General features: G+C 58.8%; 11 protein-coding genes and 1 tRNA gene. 11 read left to right on the top strand and 1 reads right to left on the bottom strand.

Going from position 1 to position 19,608, the window contains the following annotated elements:
* Positions 1–140: 140 nt before the first annotated feature.
* Positions 141–215, bottom strand: a tRNA-Arg gene (locus ACFO3S_RS24670).
* A 208-nt stretch (positions 216–423) separates the two neighbouring features.
* Here ACFO3S_RS24670 and ACFO3S_RS24665 point away from each other — a divergent pair.
* From ACFO3S_RS24665 to ACFO3S_RS24615, 11 genes are all read left to right on the top strand, one after another.
* Positions 424–1,359 (top strand): AraC family transcriptional regulator, encoded by a 936-nt coding sequence (locus ACFO3S_RS24665; protein WP_378101534.1) that lies wholly within the window; start codon positions 424–426, stop codon positions 1,357–1,359.
* A gap of 94 nt (positions 1,360–1,453) precedes the next feature.
* On the top strand, positions 1,454–4,132 hold the full coding sequence (locus ACFO3S_RS24660) for a glycosyl hydrolase (protein WP_378101532.1): 2,679 nt from the start codon (positions 1,454–1,456) through the stop codon (positions 4,130–4,132).
* Positions 4,129–6,489, top strand: a complete 2,361-nt coding sequence (locus tag ACFO3S_RS24655) for a family 78 glycoside hydrolase catalytic domain (RefSeq protein ID WP_378101530.1) — start codon at positions 4,129–4,131, stop codon at positions 6,487–6,489. The genes ACFO3S_RS24660 and ACFO3S_RS24655 overlap by 4 nt, the downstream gene beginning before the upstream one ends.
* Positions 6,490–6,709: 220 nt before the next feature.
* The gene (locus ACFO3S_RS24650; RefSeq protein WP_378101528.1) at positions 6,710–8,032 is read left to right on the top strand and encodes an ABC transporter substrate-binding protein; all 1,323 of its coding nucleotides are present in this window, start codon (positions 6,710–6,712) and stop codon (positions 8,030–8,032) included.
* 63 nt (positions 8,033–8,095) lie between these two features.
* Positions 8,096–8,980: a carbohydrate ABC transporter permease gene (locus tag ACFO3S_RS24645; RefSeq protein WP_378101526.1), complete on the top strand. Its 885-nt coding sequence runs from the start codon at positions 8,096–8,098 to the stop codon at positions 8,978–8,980.
* Positions 8,977–9,801, top strand: coding sequence for a carbohydrate ABC transporter permease (locus tag ACFO3S_RS24640; protein WP_378101524.1), 825 nt, complete (start codon positions 8,977–8,979; stop codon positions 9,799–9,801). Before ACFO3S_RS24645 ends, ACFO3S_RS24640 begins: the two co-directional genes overlap by 4 nt.
* 36 nt (positions 9,802–9,837) lie before the next feature.
* A complete protein-coding gene (locus tag ACFO3S_RS24635) occupies positions 9,838–11,616 on the top strand; it encodes a cache domain-containing sensor histidine kinase (protein WP_378101522.1) in 1,779 nt (592 codons plus the stop codon).
* Positions 11,591–12,826, top strand: coding sequence for a response regulator transcription factor (locus tag ACFO3S_RS24630; RefSeq protein ID WP_378101520.1), 1,236 nt, complete (start codon positions 11,591–11,593; stop codon positions 12,824–12,826). The genes ACFO3S_RS24635 and ACFO3S_RS24630 overlap by 26 nt, the downstream gene beginning before the upstream one ends.
* Positions 12,827–12,909: 83 nt before the next feature.
* Entirely contained in the window at positions 12,910–15,597 is a 2,688-nt protein-coding gene (locus ACFO3S_RS24625; protein ID WP_378101518.1) for a hypothetical protein, read from the top strand.
* Positions 15,598–15,610: 13 nt separating this feature from the next.
* On the top strand, positions 15,611–18,259 hold the full coding sequence (locus tag ACFO3S_RS24620; RefSeq protein WP_378101516.1) for a glycosyl hydrolase: 2,649 nt from the start codon (positions 15,611–15,613) through the stop codon (positions 18,257–18,259).
* A 301-nt stretch (positions 18,260–18,560) separates the two neighbouring features.
* On the top strand, positions 18,561–19,583 hold the full coding sequence (locus ACFO3S_RS24615; protein ID WP_378101514.1) for a sugar-binding transcriptional regulator: 1,023 nt from the start codon (positions 18,561–18,563) through the stop codon (positions 19,581–19,583).
* Positions 19,584–19,608: the final 25 nt, after the last annotated feature.

The raw sequence follows: 19,608 nt of genomic DNA, 5'->3' as shown, positions 1-19,608 counted from the left end.
CGCGCATATCGATCGCATACCACCGATCGCATACGCCAACCGCTTAACCTGGCAGCATTGGGGGAAGCCTCCCTCTCCCGAGAGTAAGCACACGAAAAAACCGGCCGAGAAACCGGCCGGTTATCAATTGTAGGCGTTAGTGGCGCGCCCGTGAGGAATCGAACCTCAATCTCAGCCTTCGGAGGGCTGCGTCATATCCGTTGGACCACGGGCGCTCGTTAAGTACAGCAAGAGTTATTATAGGGGATGGCGGCCCAAAATGCAAGAGAGTTAGCCACGAATATTTTCATCAAACCGGGACGGGGCGAGAGTAAGGGATGCCGAACGGTCGAAGGCGTCAGGGGAATCGGGAAGGAAATCCGGGCGGATGCTGCGAAAATCTTAAGGAGGACCAATATTCAAACGGTAGGAGAATGAGTGACGATGCTGCCCTTCGTTCAACTGGCGCAATTCAGGGAGATCAGGCCCTATGTGCGCTTCGCTCACTATACAGATTTCCCGTTAAAGGTGCCCTCCCGCTATATTCGCGACCACGAGTTTATTCTGGTCGACAAGGGACGGGGCGTTCTCTATACGGAAAGCGGGTCTCACGCTTACGAGGAAGGGAGTCTGCTGATGATTCCTCCGGGGGTGCTGCACTCCTTCCGGGACGAGCCTGAAGCTTCCGGCTACGCGCACTGGGCCATCCATTTCGACTGGGAGCCTCGTTCGGAGGAGGAGCTGCTGCAGATCGTCGGAGAGGAGGCCGGGCCGATTCGCTCGAGCGACGTCCTGGGAGAAGCGTCAAGGTTGAGTTCTGTCTGGCTGCCTAATCTGGTGAGGATGGACGACGTCGGAGAGGAAATCCGCCAGCGGATCAAGAGCGTCGTCGAAGCGTTCCGCGTGGAGCGGCCCTTTCGCAAGCTTGAGCTGCAGTCTGCCATGCTGCGGCTGCTGCTGGTTCTGGCGGCGGGGCTTCGGGAAGGAAGGTTGACGTACGCGTCGCTGAGCGACAGGAAGACGAAGACGGAAGCGAAGGGCAGGGCGGAAATTACCGATTACGTCTTGAGGATCCACGATGCCGTAAGGGACAACACGGATGCGGGCGAGATCCACAATCGCTGGCGAGAGGAAGTGTTCTTCAGCGCGCCTCATTTCCATCGCCTGTTTAAGGAGCAGACGGGACTTTCGCCGCTGGAGTACGCGACCAAGCTCAGAATGGAGAAAGGGGCGCGGCTGCTGCTCGGAACGGATTTGCCGGTGAAGGAGATCTCTTACGCCTGCGGCTACGAGGACAGCAAGTATTTCAGCCGCCTGTTCCGGCAGCGCGAAGGGATGAGCCCCAGCCAATACCGCGAGCACTTCCTTGCCGGAAGATGATCGTATTGTCCACCTCATCCGATAGCTGCGCCCTCCCGGGTCGAGTCGGCCGACGGTTACAATCGGCTTATGATCGACGAAGGAGGGGATTTTCATGCCATCATCCGAACGGCTGCGAGAGCAATTCGGTTCCGCTGAACCGCCGCGAAGCTTATTTCCGCTGCTGTGGCTGCATGGGGCGTCCGGGGAGACGGAGGAGGCGCTGCGCCGGGAAATCCGGGCGATGGAGGAGGCCGGCTGCGGCGGCTTCGTCATCGAGTCGCGTCCTCATGCGGATTATCTGGGCGACGGCTGGTGGCGAGACGTCGGCATCTGCCTAGACGAAGCGAGAAGGCTCGGCATGGACGTATGGATGTTCGACGAGGAATATTACCCGTCCGGCATTGCCGGGGGCAAAGTGCTGGAGCGAATGCCCGATTACCGAATGCAGGTGCTGACGAAGGCGAGCTTCTTGTGGAGCGTCGAGGGGGAGGAGGAGCCGGAGGCGTTGCCTCTGGACGTGAAGCTGTTCAAAATCGTCTGCGTTCCTGAGGCGAAGGGAGACCGGATTGCATTCGCGCAGTGGCCGGAATGGCAGGCGTGGGCGCGAGAGCGTCGAGAAACGGGCGATACGGGAACGTGGACGATCCACGTTGTCGGAGTCAAGCCCTCCTGGAGCGGGCGCATGTTCGACAAAATGGTCGATTATCTGTCGCCCGAAGTAACGGATTGCTTTATTGAGCTTACCTACGAAGCGACCAAGCGCCGGTTCCCCGAGTATTGGGGCTCGACCTTGAAGGGCTTCTTCGGGGACGAGACCAGCTTCGAAAACTTCGGATCCTACGACGTGCTGTTCGGGGAGGAGACGCCCTGCTTTCCGTGGCCGAGTCGGGTTCGTCAAACCTTCGAGGAGCGATGCGGATACGACTTGTATTCCTGCGTCGAAGCGCTGTGGCTGGATGAAGACGAGGAGAAGAGCGCGAACGTTCGGACCGATTTTATGGATCATCTTACGAAGCTGTTCTCGGAAAATTTCTTTGCCCGCATTCAGCGCTGGTGCCATGCGAACGGCGTGCAGTTCATCGGACACGTCGTCGAGGATAACCGGGCGCATATGAATCACGGCTTCGGCGTCGGGCATTTTTTTCGAGCGACGAAGCATTTCGATATGGGCGGCTATGATTTCGTGCTGCGCCAGGTCGATTCGGAGCAGAAGAGCTCTTCTTACGAGGAGCATTTTCCCCAATTCAAAACGTATCGGGACCGTCCCTACCCGGACTTCTTTCATTATACGTTGGCCAAGCTGGCCCAGTCGGCGGCGCATCTGGAGGTAGGCACGAGTCTGGTCATGTGCGAGAACTTCGGCGCTTACGGCTGGGACCTTGGCCTGAGGGAGATGAAATGGCTGACCGACTGGATGACGGTCCGGGGTACGAATTGGTATGTGCCGCATGCGTTTTCCCCGATTTTTCCGGACCCGGACTGCCCGCCTCATTTCTATGCAGGGGGACGCAATCCGCAGTGGCCTTATTTCAGGCAGTGGGGGAATTATGCGAACCGTTCCTGCCTCATGCTCAGGGAGGCGCGGCATGTCGCTCCGATCGCCGTTCTCTATCCGGCCGAGGCGCATTGGGGAGGAGACGAGAACGAGCTGGACGGGGTGTGCAGGGCGTTGATGCGGAGCCAGTACGACTTCGATATTCTGTCGATGGATCTGCTCGTCGACGAGGAGCGCTGCGAGATTGGGGGAGGAATGCTGAGCATCCGCGACGAGCGCTTCTCCGTCGTCGTGCTTCCGGGAATCGTCCGGCTTTCGGCGCCGGTCCGCAATCGGCTGCGGGCATTTATTTGCTCGGGAGGAAAGGTCGTATCGGTGAATCGGGCCGCCGTGGAAGGCGGGGAGCCCGTTCGGCTGGACGATTTGGCGGAGCGTTTATCCCTCTGGCTGGCGCCCGGCGTCGGAACGACGAAGCCGTTCCCCGAGCTTCGCTTCTGTCATTACGAGAAAAGCGGTCTGCACATTTTTTTCCTCAACAACGAAAGCGTCGAGGAGACTTTCGAGGACATCGTCGAATTTCCGGCCGGCGGAGTGCCTGAGCGCTGGACGCCAATGGATGGAAAAATCGAGGAGCTGCCTCTGTACGAACGCTCGGGTGACCGGGTCCGCGTTCCGATCCGTCTGGGGCCGTACGAATCCTGCTTTATTGTCGTCGATCCGGACCGGGTCGGACGCGGGGAGAGTGCGGCGGAGCTGGAGCTCTCCCCGGAAGAATGGCATCGGGCGCAGCGGTCGGAGGATGGAGGCCTGCGGGTGGCGATGCCGGTCGGGGATCGGCGCGTGCAGGAGTGGCGCGCGGCGGCCGTTCGCAGCTCGCTCCCGGAGTCTCCGGCACCGGACGCGGCTTGCTTGCCCGGGCTAGGGGATTGGGGCCGCATTGAGGGAATGGAGACATTCTGCGGAAGCGTCGATTATGAGGCGTCGTTCGAGCTGGACAGCATGGCGGAGAGCTACTCGCTGGATCTGGGGGAGGTCGGAGAAATCGCCGCGCTCGCGGTTAACGGCCGGGAGCTAACTCCGAGGCTGTGTCCTCCCTATCGCTGGGCGCTTCCAGCCGAGGCTCTCAGACTCGGTGACAACCGGCTCAGGGTAACCGTGACGAACACGCTCGGCCCCTATTTCAGGGAGGATGAGTTTCGCAGGGACGTACCGGCCGCGGCCGGTCTGATCGGCCCGGTGACGCTGACGGCTTGGGAAAGCTGCGCAGCATTCGAAGAGAGGAAGGGATTCGCATGATCGACGTTCCTTGTCTATGGCATCCTGCGCCCAGCCGGCCGCAGAACGTCTACGTGCTTTTTCAGGCGCGAATTTCCGGTCAGGCTGCCGGCGCAGGTCGGCTGCGGCTGCGTGTTTTCGGCGTCAGCTTGTATCGGCTTTACTGGGACGGGGAGGAGATCGGGGAAGGCCCCGCACGCTTCTCCCCGGATCGTCCGGAATACGACGAGCTGGAGTTGGCGCTGGACGGAGGAGAGCACGTCCTCTCCGCCCTTGTCCACGATTACGGCGTGCACACGCGCATTCTGATGGGCGGACTCCCCCCTTTCCTGCAATGCGAGGCGACCGGGCCGAACGGGGCGCTGCCGCTTGAGTGGAGGTGCCAGGAGCTGTCCGCCTTCGAGCCGACCGAGCGTAGGGTGAACGGGCAGCTCGGCTGGATGGAAAGCTGCGATACCCGGCTTCTGCCGGACCTGAGGCAGGCTTTCGAGGGCGCCGGCTGGAGGGAGCCGGTTGTTGTGGAGAGGCCGCTCGGAGAAGCGATATACGGGCTCAAGACAATCGGTGATTGCCTGAGTCTGCCCGTGGAAGCCGAAGAGATCGCCCGGGGAGAGTACGCCGACCGGTTCGGCTATGTCGACGACGATCCTCCGCTGCGCTTTCTTAGCCGCGATCTTCGGCCGGCCGTTCCGTCCGACGGCTTCTGGGTGCGCTACGATCTTGGCCGAATCGGCCTGTACCGGCCGAGTCTCGAGATCGAGGCGCCTGCCGGGGCGATCGTGGAGGCGGGGTACAGCGAGTCGTTAACCGACGGCAGGGTGCACCCCGTCATCACGCTCTCCGCCAGCACCTCCTGCAATATGGACCGCTGGGTCGCCAAGGGAGGGCGGCAGGCGCTGCAGACGTTCGTTCCGAGGGGCTTCCGGTATTTGGAGGTCCACGTCGCCGCTTCTCCGTCCGAAGCTCGGGTGTGGCGGGCGGAAGGAGAGATGCGGACGCTGTACGATCGCCCGGCGGGAAGCTTTCAGTGCGCCGATCCGCTCTTGAACGAAATTTGGAGCATGGGTGAAGCGACTTTGCAGGCCTGCTGCGAAGACGCTCTGATCGATACCCCGACGAGAGAGCGTGGACAGTGGCTGGGAGATGCGGCGGTCGCCGGGATGGAAACGCTGAGCGTCGTCTACGGCAATCTGGAGCTGGTGCGGAGAGGGCTGCTGCAGGCCTCTTACCGCAGAAGGATCGAGGACGGACTGGCGGCAGGGCTGTGTCCGGGGCAGGAGGCGTATTTGACGTCGTACGCGCTGTACTGGATCATCGGCTGCGTTCGTTACAGCCGGTTGACCGGGAGCTTGGAGCTGCTGCGGGAATGCAGCGATACGGCCGAGCGGACGCTCGCTTTCTTTGTCTCGCACATGGGAACTAGAGGCACGTGTCCGCCCCCGGGCACGTGGGACTTTCTCGATTGGGGCCATTCGGTTCCCCCGGGAGAGATCAACGTGAGCTTGAATCTGCTGCTGCTATTGGCGCTGAAAGAGATGGCGGCTTGGGAGCGGGCGCTCGGCAGAGCCGACCGGGCCGAGCTGCGGCTGTCGCAGGCGGAGAAACTGCGGCGGATCGCCGGGGAGAGCTACTCGACGGAGGAAGGGCTGCTCGCCAAGTCGGTTCCGACGGAAGGGGAGAGCGCGCCCGAAGGGCGCAGGGCGGGTTTTCACGCCACGGTTCTCGGCTTGCTGAACGGCTTGTTCGACGAGCGGACGAAGCCTCTTGCAATCGAATTCGTCAAACGGCACATGGCAAGCTGCTTTCCGAACGATCCGCAGGCCCCGAGACTGTCTCATCCGGATGCGGCGAGCGATCGGCTGATTACCCCCAGCTTTGCCCATTTTTCGCTGCAGGCGTTATGGGAGGCCGGGGAGGCCGATTTTGTTCTGGAGCAGTATCGGAGCTGCTGGGGCTGGATGCTGGAGCAGGGCGCAACGACGCTGCTCGAGGTGTTCGACACTCGCTGGAGCCACTGCCACCCTTGGTCAGCGGCTCCGACCTGGCAGCTGTCGAGGTATTTGCTGGGGCTGGTCCCGGAGCCGGACGAGGAGGACGCCCTGCGGTACCGTCTGTTGTTCCAGCCGGGCTCGGTAACGTCCGCTTCCGGCGTATTGCCGCTGCTGACGGACAAGGGGTCGTCGATCTGCATCGAATGGTCGCGAGAGGAAGCGGGCGGCTGGACGTACGCGCTGACGACCGATCGGCCGGTCCGCATCCGGATGGAGAACGGCAACATCGTCCGGCAAGAAATCGACGGAAAGGAGGAGGCGGCAGGAGAGCAGCAGGAGAACGACTGGATCGAAGTGAGCCGGAGCCTGACGCTGTCGTTTGCGTAAGACGACATAACGGGGGGCGGGAATCGCGTGCGTTATCGCGCGGTTTCCGCCCTTTTCAGCATGGTCTGCAGCCGATAACCGCTACCTAAAGCCGACTGTTCGCAAAACTCTAAGCCGATGTCCATCTTTGCCAAGCTGGCGTCCTGTTAGCCGCAGCAAGGCGGGTGATAAAATAAGCAACAGAAAGACCACATAGCACATCTGCGAGGGGGTACACCTGTTGTACAAAAAATCGGCTTATCTCATGACGGTCATTCTTGCCGCCGCGGTTATGGCTTCCGGATGCGGTTCTTCCGGCAATACGGGCGGGCCGAACCCGACTTCAAGCGGCACTCCGGCTGCCTCGCAATCTGCGAGCCCGTCTTCGGAGCCGGACGGGGAAAAGCAAGTTACGCTCAAGGTGCTCAGCTTTAAGTCGGGTCAGGAAATCGGCAATATGGAACAGCTGAACGAGAAATTCGAGCAGGAAAATCCGGGCGTTCAAATCGAGCTGGAGGCAAAGGGGGGGACCGCGTATAGAGAGCTGCTAAAGGCGCGCGCGGCTTCCGGAGAGCTGGCCGACGTCGTGATGGTTCATCCCGGCTATTCCAGCCTGGCGCCGTATGCCGAGGCGGATTATTGGCTGGATCTGTCCGGCGAGCCTTGGGCCGGCGACATTGCGGAAAGCGCGAAGTCGGTCGCGAGCTTCGACGGGAAGCTGTACGCCCTGCCGAACGATTTGGCGGCGCTTGGCGTGTACTACAACAAAGAGGTTTTCGACAAGCTGGGATTGGCCGTTCCGAAAACGTACGACGAGTTTTTGGAAATTTGCGAGAAGATCAAAGCTTCCGGCATGAACGCCATCGCTTTGAATAAAGATTGGCAGATTTTCGATACCTACACGTTCGCGCCCTCATGGATTTATGCCCATCATCCGGATTTCGACGATAAGATGAACGCGGGCGAAGGCACATTTGCCGGAGTGTGGGAAGAGATGTTTCAGGCGTATGAGGAACTCTACAAAAATTATGCGCCGAAGGACGCGCAGGGCTTATCCGGCGATGCGGCGCAAAACAATTTCGCCAACGGCAAAGCCGCAATGATGATTAACGGAAGCTGGGCGTATCCGTCTCTGAAGCAGGCCAATCCGGATTTGCAGTTCGGCATGTTCCCGCTTCCGAACCGGGACGGCGCGATCTGGGCTGCCGCAGCCGTCGGCACGACGTGGGCGATCAACAAGGATTCCGCGCAGCTCGAGGCGGCGAAGAAGTATTTGGAATTTTGGGCGGACCCGGCCAATCAGGCGTCCTGGGCTCAAAGCCAGAATTCGTTCCCGACTCATAAGCAGGCCAAGCTGGATGTGGACGAGGGATTGAAGCCGATCGCCGATGCGATTGCGCAAGGAAACTATTGGAGATTCCTCGATCAGGGGTGGATCAATCCGAATTTGCAGCCGGAATTCCAAACCAACACACAGAAGCTGCTGTACGGACAATTGACGGTCGAGGGCGTTACTCAAGCGCTGGATGCGGAAATGAAGAAGTATGTGGAGCAAAATCGCTAAAGAATCACGTAGCGCGACAGCGGCAATCGTCGCTGTCGCGCTTTTAAGATGGGATGTGCCCGAATGCTGCTAAAGAAAGAAAAAAGGCTGCCGTTCTATGCGGTATTCCTACTGCCCGGATTTGTATTGTTTCTTCTGTTTTTTATGTACCCGAACTTAAGCAGCTTCTACTATTCGCTGACCAATTGGAACGGGTTATCCGCTCCTCAATATATCGGGTTTTCCAACTACAGCTATTTAATCTCGGACGATAAGTTTTTTCCCGCGCTGCTTCACACTTTGCGCTACGCGCTGATCGTGACGTTGGGCTTAAATGCGCTCGGACTGGCGCTGGCATTGGCGCTGGATAGTGGAATTCGGTTTCGCAACGTGCTGCGTACGATTTTCTTCGCTCCGGCCGTGCTGAGCATGCTGGTCGTTTCTTATGTTTGGATACGCATATTCGATCCTGACGGTTCTCTGAATACGTTTCTGCGTTTTCTCGGCCTGGACGGGCTGACGCATTTATGGCTCGGAGATCCCGCGACGGCGCTATATTCGATCACGGCGGTCAATATTTGGCAGTTCGCCGGGAAGTCAATGGTGATCTTTCTGGCCAATCTGCAGACGATTCCCGTCGAGCTGTCGGAGGCCGCGGAGTTGGACGGAGCGACCAAATGGCAGCGTTTCGTTCACGTTACGTTTCCGCTGCTGGCGCCTTCCGTGACGATCACGACCGTACTGACGGCGATCGATTCGATGAAGGTGTTCGATTACGTATATGCGATGACGGAAGGCGGGCCGATCGAGTCGACGACCACGATCACGTATTTCCTGTACATGCAGGGCTTGAAGGCCGGTCAAGTCGGGTATGCTTCCGCCGGGGCGGTCATCAATTTCTTCGTCGTTGCGGCTATTGCGGTTGCGATGCTGGGGTATCTCCGCAGAAGGGAGGGGCGGATGCAGTGAAGCGAAGCTATCGAACGCGCTTAATGGAGCTTGCGATCTGGGCGTTTGCGGCGATCATGTCTTATCCCGTGTTCCTGGTCGTGAACAGCTCGCTTAAGAGCCATCAGGAATTGAGCCTGGAGCCGTTTTCTCTGGTTCGCTCCGTTACCTTCGAGCATTACGAACGAGTGATCCAGGAAGCGAATATCTTTCTTTCATTCGGAAATTCCGTGCTGGTGACCGTGCTGACGATCGCCTTGGCGATTGTATTGAGCGCGATGATCTCCTTCTCGATTTATGCCGGTAACCAAAGGTTTGGGCGAATCGTTTTCATGATTATGATCGCCTCCATTATGATTCCGGGCCAGCTCGGAATGCTCCCGCTCTACAAGCTGGCAAGCTCTCTGCATCTGACCAATACGTACGCCGGGTACTGCTTGATTACGGCCGCGTCGCAACTGCCATTTCTCGTCTTCCTCTACGTCGGCTTCCTCGGGACGATATCCAAGGAAATCGTGGAGGCCGCCGCATTGGACGGCTGCTCGGTGTACCGGCTGTTCGGCCGCATCATAATGCCGCTGCTTAAGCCGATTACGGCCACCGCCGTCATTCTGCTTACTCTCGGCATCTGGAACGATTTTCTGGGCCCGCTGCTGTACTTGCAGGACAGCTCCAAGCAAACGGTAATTTTGATGGTTTTTAACTATGTGCACTTCTATACCAAGGACTGGGCTTCGATCTTCCCGCTGATCGTATTGGTCATGCTGCCTAATCTGGCCGTCTATTTGGCCTTGCAGTCTTATATCGTAAAAGGAATTGCCAGCGGGGCGCTTAAGGGCTAGACTATCAAGGACAATAATGCGGCAGGGGTGGCGCTTTTGCTTCATTCCGTTCTTACTAACGTTTCCTTGCGACAGAAGCTGCTGTTCTCGTTCGTGATTCTCGTTCTTGTTCCGCTAAGCGCGATCAGCTATATCTCCTATCAAATTTTCCGGGCGAGCCTGTTCGACAATATCTCAACCTCGACCGCGGAGGTGCTGCGTCAGACGGGCAACAATATCGATCATTATTTGCGTCAGCTGGCTGAGCTTACGGAAAGGCCGTACTTCGACCCGAACGTGCTGGACATTCTGGCCGAAGCCCGGGACGGGAGGCTGTCGCCCGACAGCGACGCTTATTTGTCCGACTTTTTCAAGCGGATCATGGTTCCTCGCAACGATGCGGAAGGCATCTTTCTCTATCCGATGTCCGGATCGGCGTATTTCGCCGCGCGAAATTCGGCCCATCAGCCGGATTTCGATCCGTCGGAAACGACGTGGTATCGGGAAGCGGTGACAAGAAAAGGACAGATCGTACTTACCCCAACGCACGTCCAAGAGCAAATCGGTTATCAGCCGGCCCGTGTCTTCTCACTGACTCGGGTCATTAACGACTTTTCCACGCGGCAGCCGCTCGGCGTCCTGACCTTTGACTTCAACGATACGGAATTGCAGAAAATTCGCGAAGATGTCGCGCTCTTTACCGACGGCCGTCTTGGTTTCTACACGAAATCCGGCGAAGCGATTCTGTCCGGCGGAGGCGATTCGGACGAGCATGCCGCCGAGTATTTGCGCCTTCCGCATCATAAGTATCGCCTGTTGAACGACTTTTGGATGGCCTCCTATACCACGCCCTATTCAGACTGGATCGTGCTGTATCAAGTGCCCGTTGACGTCCTGAACGAGAAGCTGGAGACGATCAAAACATATATCGTTCTCATAGCGACTTGCGGTTTGCTGCTGGCTTCCGCGTTCTATGGCTGGATTGTCGTCCGCCTGACCGATCCTTTGCTATCGCTGCGCAAAATGATGACACGGGTCGGCGCGGGGGATTTCTCCGTTCAAATGCCGCAGCGGGAAGTGAAGGATGAGATCGGGCAGATTACGGCGCATTTCGTGAAGGTGACGGGAAGACTGCAGGAAACCATCGAGGCGACGCACGTTCTCCAGCTCAAGAGAAAACAAGCTCAGCTGAATGCGCTGCGGACGCAGATCAACCCGCATTTTCTCTACAATACGTTGGAGTCGATCTACATGATGGCGATTATGAACGAGGACGAGGAAACCGCGCGCATGATCGGATTGTTAGGGGACTTCTTCAAAAAAACGCTGCGGCTGAATACGGATTTCGTTACGCTTCGCGAGGAAGTCGATAATTTCAACGTGTACTGGGAGCTCCAGCGGGTTCGCTTCGCCAGACGCATTGAGGTCGCCGTCCATTATCCCGAGGAGTATGCCGACGCCATGATCGTGCCGCTGATCTTGCAGCCGCTGGTTGAAAACGCGATTTCGCACGGACTGAAGGAGAATGTAGGACAGATCTCGATCTTCATTTTCCCGGAAGGACGCCGGTTATGCATTCGGGTGACGGATAGCGGGCAGGAGCTTACGGAGGCGAAGCTGTTGGCCGCCCGGAGCCGGCTGAACGGCGTGGAGGCGGACGAGCCTCATGCCGCGCGTATCGGGCTTCGCAACACCCACGAGCGGATTCGTCTCGTATGCGGCGACGAGTACGGGCTGGAGATCGATCGCGCTCCGGAAGGCGGGCTGATGGCGAAGGCCGTGCTGCCGATCAAGCTGAAGGAGGAGCATGATGCACCGGATTCTGGTCGTAGATGACGAGCCCGTCGTACGCAAGGGAATTGCGTTCATTATCGAGCATTCCGCGCCCGAATGGGTGGAGGTCGCTCAGGCCGAGAGCGCGACGGAAGCGCTGCGGCTGATGCGAAATAGCGAGTTCCATCTGATCGTGACGGACATTCATATGCCGGAGATGGACGGCTTGCAATTTCTTGCCGAGGTTCGGCAGCTCTCGCCGGACATTCGCGGCATTATTATTAGCGGATATAACGACTTCGACTACACCCGTCGCGCCCTTCAATTGAACTGCCTCGATTATTTGGTGAAGCCGGTCAAAAAGGAAGAGCTGGAGGAGATGGTTCGAAAGGTTGTTCGGCTGTGGAAGGAAGAGAGCCGGACGAGGAAAAAACTGGACGAAACGGAGCAACTGGCCGACCAATACCGATTCCTGAGGCTGTTGAACGGCGAATTCGACACGGTCGCCGAAATGTACGATTGCGCTTCGGCAATCGGACTGTATCCGAAAGCGCAGCTGATCGCCATGCTGACCCTCGAGGTCGAAACGCGCTCTTATCAATTGCCGCTGTACTTGTTCGCCGAGGAGCTGTTTCGAGAAAACGACGCCAGCGTATATCGCGTGAACAACGATGAGGTCATCGTGCTGATGCGGCACGACTGCGAGGACGAAGCCGATTTCTGGGCCGACTGCGTGCGGCAGGCGGAGCGCTTGCTCGCTCGTTGGCGTCAGTCCTCCCAAGCCAGATTCCGGGCCTCCCTCTGCCTGCTGCGCGACGTCTCCGAATTTCCTTCCTGTCGGCGCAAAGCGAAGCAGGGGCGGGAGGATCAGACGGAATGGCTGACGCTGCAGCTGCTTGAGGCCGGGCACGACGCGCAGAGCGAGGTCGCGACTCCGGCGATTCGCAAGGCGCTGCGGATGATCGAAGAGCGGTTCGATCAGGAACTGTCGGCTACCGGCGTGGCGAATGCCGTTCATTTGAATCCGGACTATTTTTCGTGGCTGTTCCATAAGGAAGTGGGCAAAACCTACACCGAGCATGTCACCGAGATTCGGATGGAACGAGCGAAGCAGCTGCTAGCGAAAAGAACTATTCCGGCCTATGAGGTAGCGGAAAAAACCGGCTATCAGAGCGTTCGCAACTTTAACCGGGTGTTCAAGGCTTGGGTGGGGCTGTCCCCGATCGAATTCCGCAAAAAATACCAAGCAAACGTCCAGCAAGACCCCGGCTGACGTCCTGTTCCGGGCGCTTGGCGGGTGATAGGATGAAGGATGAATCGACCCAAAATATCGAAGCTAAACAAGGAGGAGAAAGGATGGCAAAATGGGCTCAGAGAGCCTTGGGGCTCGTCCTGGCAGGGGGGCTGGCAGCGGGAACGGTTCCGCAAACGGTCGGCGCCTCGGGAATCGGAAAATTCGAAGTGGGCGGCTTCTGGCAGCCTCCGATCTATGTCGGCGGCGATTACAACACCTCTTCGCATTATGCCAATATTACGGGCGCACACATAGACAGCGTCGTTGGGGTGCGGGTGCCGCAGGGCGTTACGTTGGACAAGGCGGCCAATGAATCGGGTATCGCAGCAAGCCACGCCAACGGGGTCAAGCTTTATGTCAGCGATTCGAGCATCAGCGGCAAGAGCGTCTACACCGCGGAGGATGAAACGGCTTTGGAGAATGCGCTGCTTCCCTATAAGAACGATTCGCGGGTCAAGGCGATCACGCTTAAGGACGAGCCTGCGGCTTGGGAGCTGGAAGGGTATGCGAACGCCTACAAAAAAGCGAAAGCGTTTGCACCCGACATGGACGTCTACGTTAATCTGCTTCCCTCCTATGCCGGGGGCGCTTACGTCGAAGGAAAGCCGGGCAAGCTGGTCCTTTCGAATTCGGGAGCGAGAGGAAGCCGCTCTGCGGTTTCGTCCGGCAGCGCCCTGGGGCAAACCTTTGTCGTGCCGGCCGGAATGACAATGCTGCACGGGATTGAGCTGACTCTCGATCCTTCTTCGGCCTGGTCTTCGTCGGAAACCTTGACGCTGAAGCTGTGGGACGGTCCAGCCAAAACGACGCTGCTCGGGCAGGCGTCTTTGACGGGAAGCGGTACGGCCAGCCCATGGACCTACCATCCTTATTTTACCCTTAACGCACCCGTGACGCCGGGTTCGGCCTTATTTATGGAGCTTACATCGAACAGGGATGGCGGCGAATCCGGCCGGCGCCTGTCCGTATCCAACGAGGGGGCGCAGCAGAACGGGTCCTATGTGACGCCGACTAACCGCTTGGGGCAGACTTTTAAAGTCCCGGCCGGGGTTACGCGGATTCACGGCATCGACCTGTTCGTCGATCCGAATCAGTGGAGCTCGTCCGAGACGCTGACGCTGAAGCTGTGGGACGGTCCGGCGAAAACAACGCTGCTCGGGCAGGCTTCTCTTACCGGCGGAGGCGCAGGCGCGCCTTGGGGCTCGTTCCCGTACTTTGCGCTGAATGCGGCGGTGACGCCGGGTTCGACCTCGTATATGGAGCTGACCCATGACGGGGGCGGGGACAACTCGGTCGGCTGGGTGGTCCGATCCGACGCCAATTTGTACTCGGACGGCACTGCGTATGAAAACGGCGTCGCCAAGGCTTACGACTTCTTCTTCCGGGTTTATGAATCGACGGCGCGTTTGGTCGTGTCCAACGAGGGCGCGCAGCAAAGCGGCTCCAACGTAACGCCGACTGCCTCGCTGGGGCAGACTTTTAAAGTCCCGGCCGGGGTTACGCGGATTCACGGCATCGACCTGTTCGTCGATCCGAATCAGTGGAGCTCGTCCGAGACGCTGACGCTGAAGCTGTGGGACGGTCCGGCGAAAACAACGCTGCTCGGGCAGGCTTCTCTTACCGGCGGAGGCGCAGGCGCGCCTTGGGGCTCGTTCCCGTACTTTGCGCTGAATGCGGCGGTGACGCCGGGTTCGACCTCCTATATGGAGCTGACCCATGACGGGGGCGGGGACAACTCGGTCGGCTGGGTGGTCCGATCCGACGCCAATCTGTACTCAGACGGCACTGCGTATGAAAACGGCGTCGCCAAGGCTTACGACTTCTTCTTCAGAGTCTACGAGGCAGGAGGGACGAACGGCACGTCGGTGCTCCGATCCGACACGAATGTGTATGCGGATGGCGCTGCATACGAGAATGGCGGGGCCAAGCCGTATGACTTGAACTTCAAGCTGTACGCCAACCGGGACGTTAACGGCACGCCTTACGAGAATTACTTGGACGACTGGCTGGAGATGAGCGGCGCGGACGAAATCATTGCCGACAATTATACGTTCCGCAACGGGTATGACGAACCGTCTTATTTTTCGGACGCCGAGGCGATCCGCAGCCGGGCTTTGGCGCACGACGCGCTTTACGGCGGTTTCCTGCTCAGTCTGGGCCTTCAGAACAACCAAGGCCAGACCGTTTTCCGCGCTCCGACGATGGGAGAGATGAGATGGAACGTCTACACCTACTTGACCTACGGGTTCAAGAAGCTGATCTGGTTCACCTACTGGCAGCCGGACCCGGCGGGGGGAGAGCATTTTCTGGACGCGCCGGTGGATATGCAGGGGAATTTAACGGCCCGGTATGCGCAGATCCAGACCTTGAATGCGGAAATGCAGCATCTGGGCGAGACGCTGAAGGACTTGACCTCTGTAAGCGTGTATCATACCGGTGCAACGCTGCCGCTAGGAACCTGGGCTCTTCCCGCAAGCTTTTTCGTTCAGCCGACCGATTCGTCCCGCCCGCTTGTTATCGGCTACTTTACTCATGCGTCCGGACGAAAGTATGTCATGCTGACCAACCGCGATTATACGAATGCCAACACGGTCGATTTTGTTTTTAATCCGAAGCCGGCGACGTTGACCGAGATTTCCAAGGCAACCGGTCTCGAGACCGCCGTTCCGGGATACGTTCCGACAACGGGCGGGCTGACGATTACGCTGCAACCGGGAGAGGGCCGGCTGTTCGCTCTGCCGCAACCATGAGGAGGATCATCCGGTGGATAACAAAGCTCTGACCAAGCCCGCTTTTCCGTTCGATCGCCCTCCCCGGCATCTTGGCGCGCTGTTCTGGCTGCACGGCACCGAAAGCGAGGCCGAGCTCCGCCAAACGTTCGATTCGGCGGTCGGGGCGGGGATCGGCGAGCTGACGCTGGAGTCGCGCCCCCATTGGGATTATCTTGGACCGAAATGGTGGAAGGATCTCAAGCTCATTCTGTCCTGGTGTCAAGAAAGCGGCGTGGACGCGTACCTGTTCGACGAAAAATGGTATCCGAGCGGGGTCGCGGGAAACACGATCCAGCATATGGACCCGGCTTTCCTCCGCTCCTCGATTCGTCTGCAGTACATCCGATATCGCGGACCGATCTCTCGCGTCAGTCTTATGCCTCCGTGGACGTCCGCGCCTCGCAGCACGATTCTGTCGGCTTACGCTTATCCGATCGAGGAGGGGCTCCTCGGTTATGAACGGGGAGAGGCGCTGGCGCTAAGCCGTCCCGACTCGCCGCATATGCACGGCATTATGCACGCAATCGATTGGTCGGTGCCGCCGGGGGACTGGATCGTCTGCTTCGTCGTCGAAGACCGGTCGGACAATTATATCGATCCGCTGCACCCGGGGGCGGTGGAGGCTTTTCGCGAACGGGTCTACGAATCGTCGAAAACGGAGCTCGGTCATTTCTTCGGAGGGCCGTTAAAGGGGTTCTTCTTCGACGAACCGCTCTACTACAACGAAGAGCAGCAGATTCCGTGGGGCTATGAGCTTCGTCGGCGATTTATCGAAGCGCAAGGGTACGACCCGATGCGCTGGCTGCCGGCGCTATGGCTGACGAAGGAAAGTCCTGCCGCGGCCTCGTTTTTGTACGACTATTACGAGGTTTTGAACGGTCAGTATGCGGAAACCTATTGCCGGCCTTTGTACGAATGGTGCGAGCAGAACGGATTGAAGTATATCGGGCACTGGTACGAGCACGAGGCCTGCCCCGCCCACGGCGAACGGTACATGTTTCATACCCGGACGGGTGAAGGACCGGGGGATTTCTTTAAGGTGTCCAAGTATGCGCATGAGGGCGGAATCGACGTCGTCGGCAATCAGGTGCTTCCCGGCTATCGGAACCGGGACTATTGGGGACTGCCGAAGCTGGGCAGCTCCGCCGCGCATATTTACGGCCTGGAAGGGGACTTGGCGCTGTCGGAATCGTTCGGGGCGTACGGCTGGCATCTCGGACTGCGGATGATGAAGTGGCTGACCGACTGGCAGGTCGCCAAAGGGATCAACCATTTCATTCTGCACGCCTTCAACCCGCAGTGGCCGGATTTGGACTGCCCGCCGTACTATGCCGATGGCGGCTGCAATCCGCAATGGCGTTACTTTTCCGATTATACGAATTACGCGAACCGTCTGCAGGCGATCTTCCGGGGAGGTCGTCATGTCGCTTCCCTGCTGCTGCTTTACCCGGGATCGCTCGCCTATGCCGGGGAATCGACGCCGATCGAGGACATTCAGCAGGCGCTGTGCGAGCATCAATACGATTATGATTTGATCCCGGAAGAGGAATTTATTCGGGGCGTCCGGTCGGAGGACGGCTCTCTGGCGATAGGCAAGGAGAAGTATCGGGGACTCGTCATCCCTGGCGTTTCATGCCTCTCAGTCTCGCTGCTTCATAAATTGGCGGCCATCGCGGAAGCGGGAATTCCTGTGCTAATCGCCGATCGTTATCCGGAGCGGGTTGTAGCGGCAGAACCGGGACGGGAGGAGGCTAACGAGGCCAAGCTGGTCGAGCTTCGAGGCATACCTCCTGTCGGCTTGGTCGACTGCGCGGCGAAGCTGCCTGCGGCATTGGCGGCGGCCGGGATTGAACCGCAGCTTCTGCTGGACGGTTCGGGCGGGGAAGGCTTGCGTGTACTGCATCGCGTCGGCGATGCGGGGCCGGTGTGGTTCGTTAACAACGAAAGCCTGACCGAAACGGCCGAGGGTTGGTTCCGCATGACGGATGAAAGCGGAGACAGGCCGACCCTTGCTTGGGAGCCGTTGACCGGCGAACGGTGGAGACCGGTCGCTCGCGGGGAGGATTTGTGGCTTAGCCTTCCTCCCTATCGGTCTCTTATTTTGACGACGGATTCCGTTCTGCTTTCGGACGATGGGGACGCAATAGGGGGAATTGTACCTGCGCCTTACCGAAGCGATGCCGATGTCCTCAGGAGGCAGGGCGTAAGCGGGGAAACGATCTCGTTCGAATGGAACGGGACGAATCGCGCGGGGCTCGTTCATTGGCTTGAGCTGGATCCTTCTTTTTCGGGAACGGTCGTTTATCGATGGAATGTGGAATTGGAGGCGGCAAATCAAGGAGAACGGCTGCTGCTCGATCTCGGTCAAGTAGAAGAAATCGCTGAAGTCTCCGTAAACGGAACGCCGGTCGGACGCTCGATCGCACCGCCCTACCGGTTCGATATAACCTCGGCGCTTCGGGCCGGCTCGAATGGATTTGAGGTTCGGATTACTAACGTCGTCTCCAACCGGATGAGCCGGGAGCCGGCCCTCGACCCGCTGCCGGAAGCGGCCAAAGCGGCGCGAAGCGTATATGCGGTCCCGCAGGAGGGCGGTCTGCTCGGTCCGGTCTCGCTGGAATGGCTGCGCGAGGCGGATTAAGACAAGATGCGTTCTGTTCGAATAAACCCCGATTTGGGGTTTATTCTATTTTTCAAGGGCGCTCTCCGAGGGGGAAGCGGGGGCTCAGCTTCATTTCGCTGACGTGTCGGAATTAGCCGTATGATGAGAGGATGGCCTTTGAGCAGAGAATTCGCGCAGCTCGGCCCTTGCAACAAACGGGAAAATTCGCTAAAATAGAGGTGGGACTCAAAGTGGAGATGCGGGACGTTTTTCGTCCAACCAAATCATTCGCATCGTAGCCGACGATGACCGTTCGGTCTCAGGAGGATAGGCGGAAGGAATGCGAAAAATTATCGATATTCAGAAGAAGCTGCTTCCGGATCTTCTCCGGGTGATGGAGAAGAGGTACGATATTTTGCACCGGATTTATCTTGAGGGCTCGATTGGACGGCGCACGCTGGCGGCGAGTCTGGAGATGACGGAGCGCGTGCTTCGCTCGGAGTTGGAGCTGCTTAAGTCCCAAGGGCTGCTGAATACGGCGACGACAGGAATGACGTTGACCGCCGGCGGCATGCAGCTGGTAGAAGAAATGGAGCCGATCGTCAAGGAGCTGTTCGGCCTATCCGATCTGGAGGACAGAATTCGCGAAGCCTTCGGGCTGAAGCGAGTCATCGTCGTTCCGGGAGATTCGGACGAATCCGCCCATGTCAAGATGGAATTGGGCAGGGCAGGCAGCCGGGTGCTTCGGGAAAGCCTTTCTCCGGGCGACGTGGTGGCGGTCATGGGAGGGTCCACGATGGCCCATATGGCTCAGCAGTTTTCCTCGCTTTCCCAGCTGAAGGAGAATTGGTTCGTGCCGGCCAGAGGCGGATTGGGAGAAAGCGTGGATTACCAGGCGAATACGATCGCTTCGGAGCTGGCCAAGCGAGCGGGCGCCCGATACAGAATGCTTCACGTACCCGATCATCTGAGCGAAGAAGCCTATCAAACAATCATGCAGGAGCCGAACGTCCGGGAAGTGGTCGACATGATCCGCAGCGCGCGAATCGTCGTTCACGGAATCGGGGATGCGGTTACGATGGCCAGACGGCGCAAGCTCAAGGAAGAGACCAAGGACGAGCTGGTCAAGGACGGAGCGCTGGCGGAGGCTTTCGGCTATTACTTCGATCGCCACGGCAAGGTCGTGCACCGTATGGCGACGGCGGGACTCCGGCTGGAGGATATCGAAGCCGCGGAGATGGTGATCGGAATCGCCGGAGGCAAGAGCAAGGGCGAAGCGATCGCTTCGGTGATGCGTTTCGGTCACGACGACGTGCTTGTCACGGACGAAGCGGCGGCGACGGAAGCTCTGCGCCATATTTAACCGGCAGGAGAGCTTAAAGCCCGGA

It is taken from the genome of Cohnella hongkongensis (genome assembly GCF_042654645.1).
Lineage (GTDB): Bacteria > Bacillota > Bacilli > Paenibacillales > Paenibacillaceae > Cohnella > Cohnella hongkongensis.
Note: the sequence above shows the minus strand (reverse complement) of the source record. Positions and strands in the feature narration are given on the sequence as shown.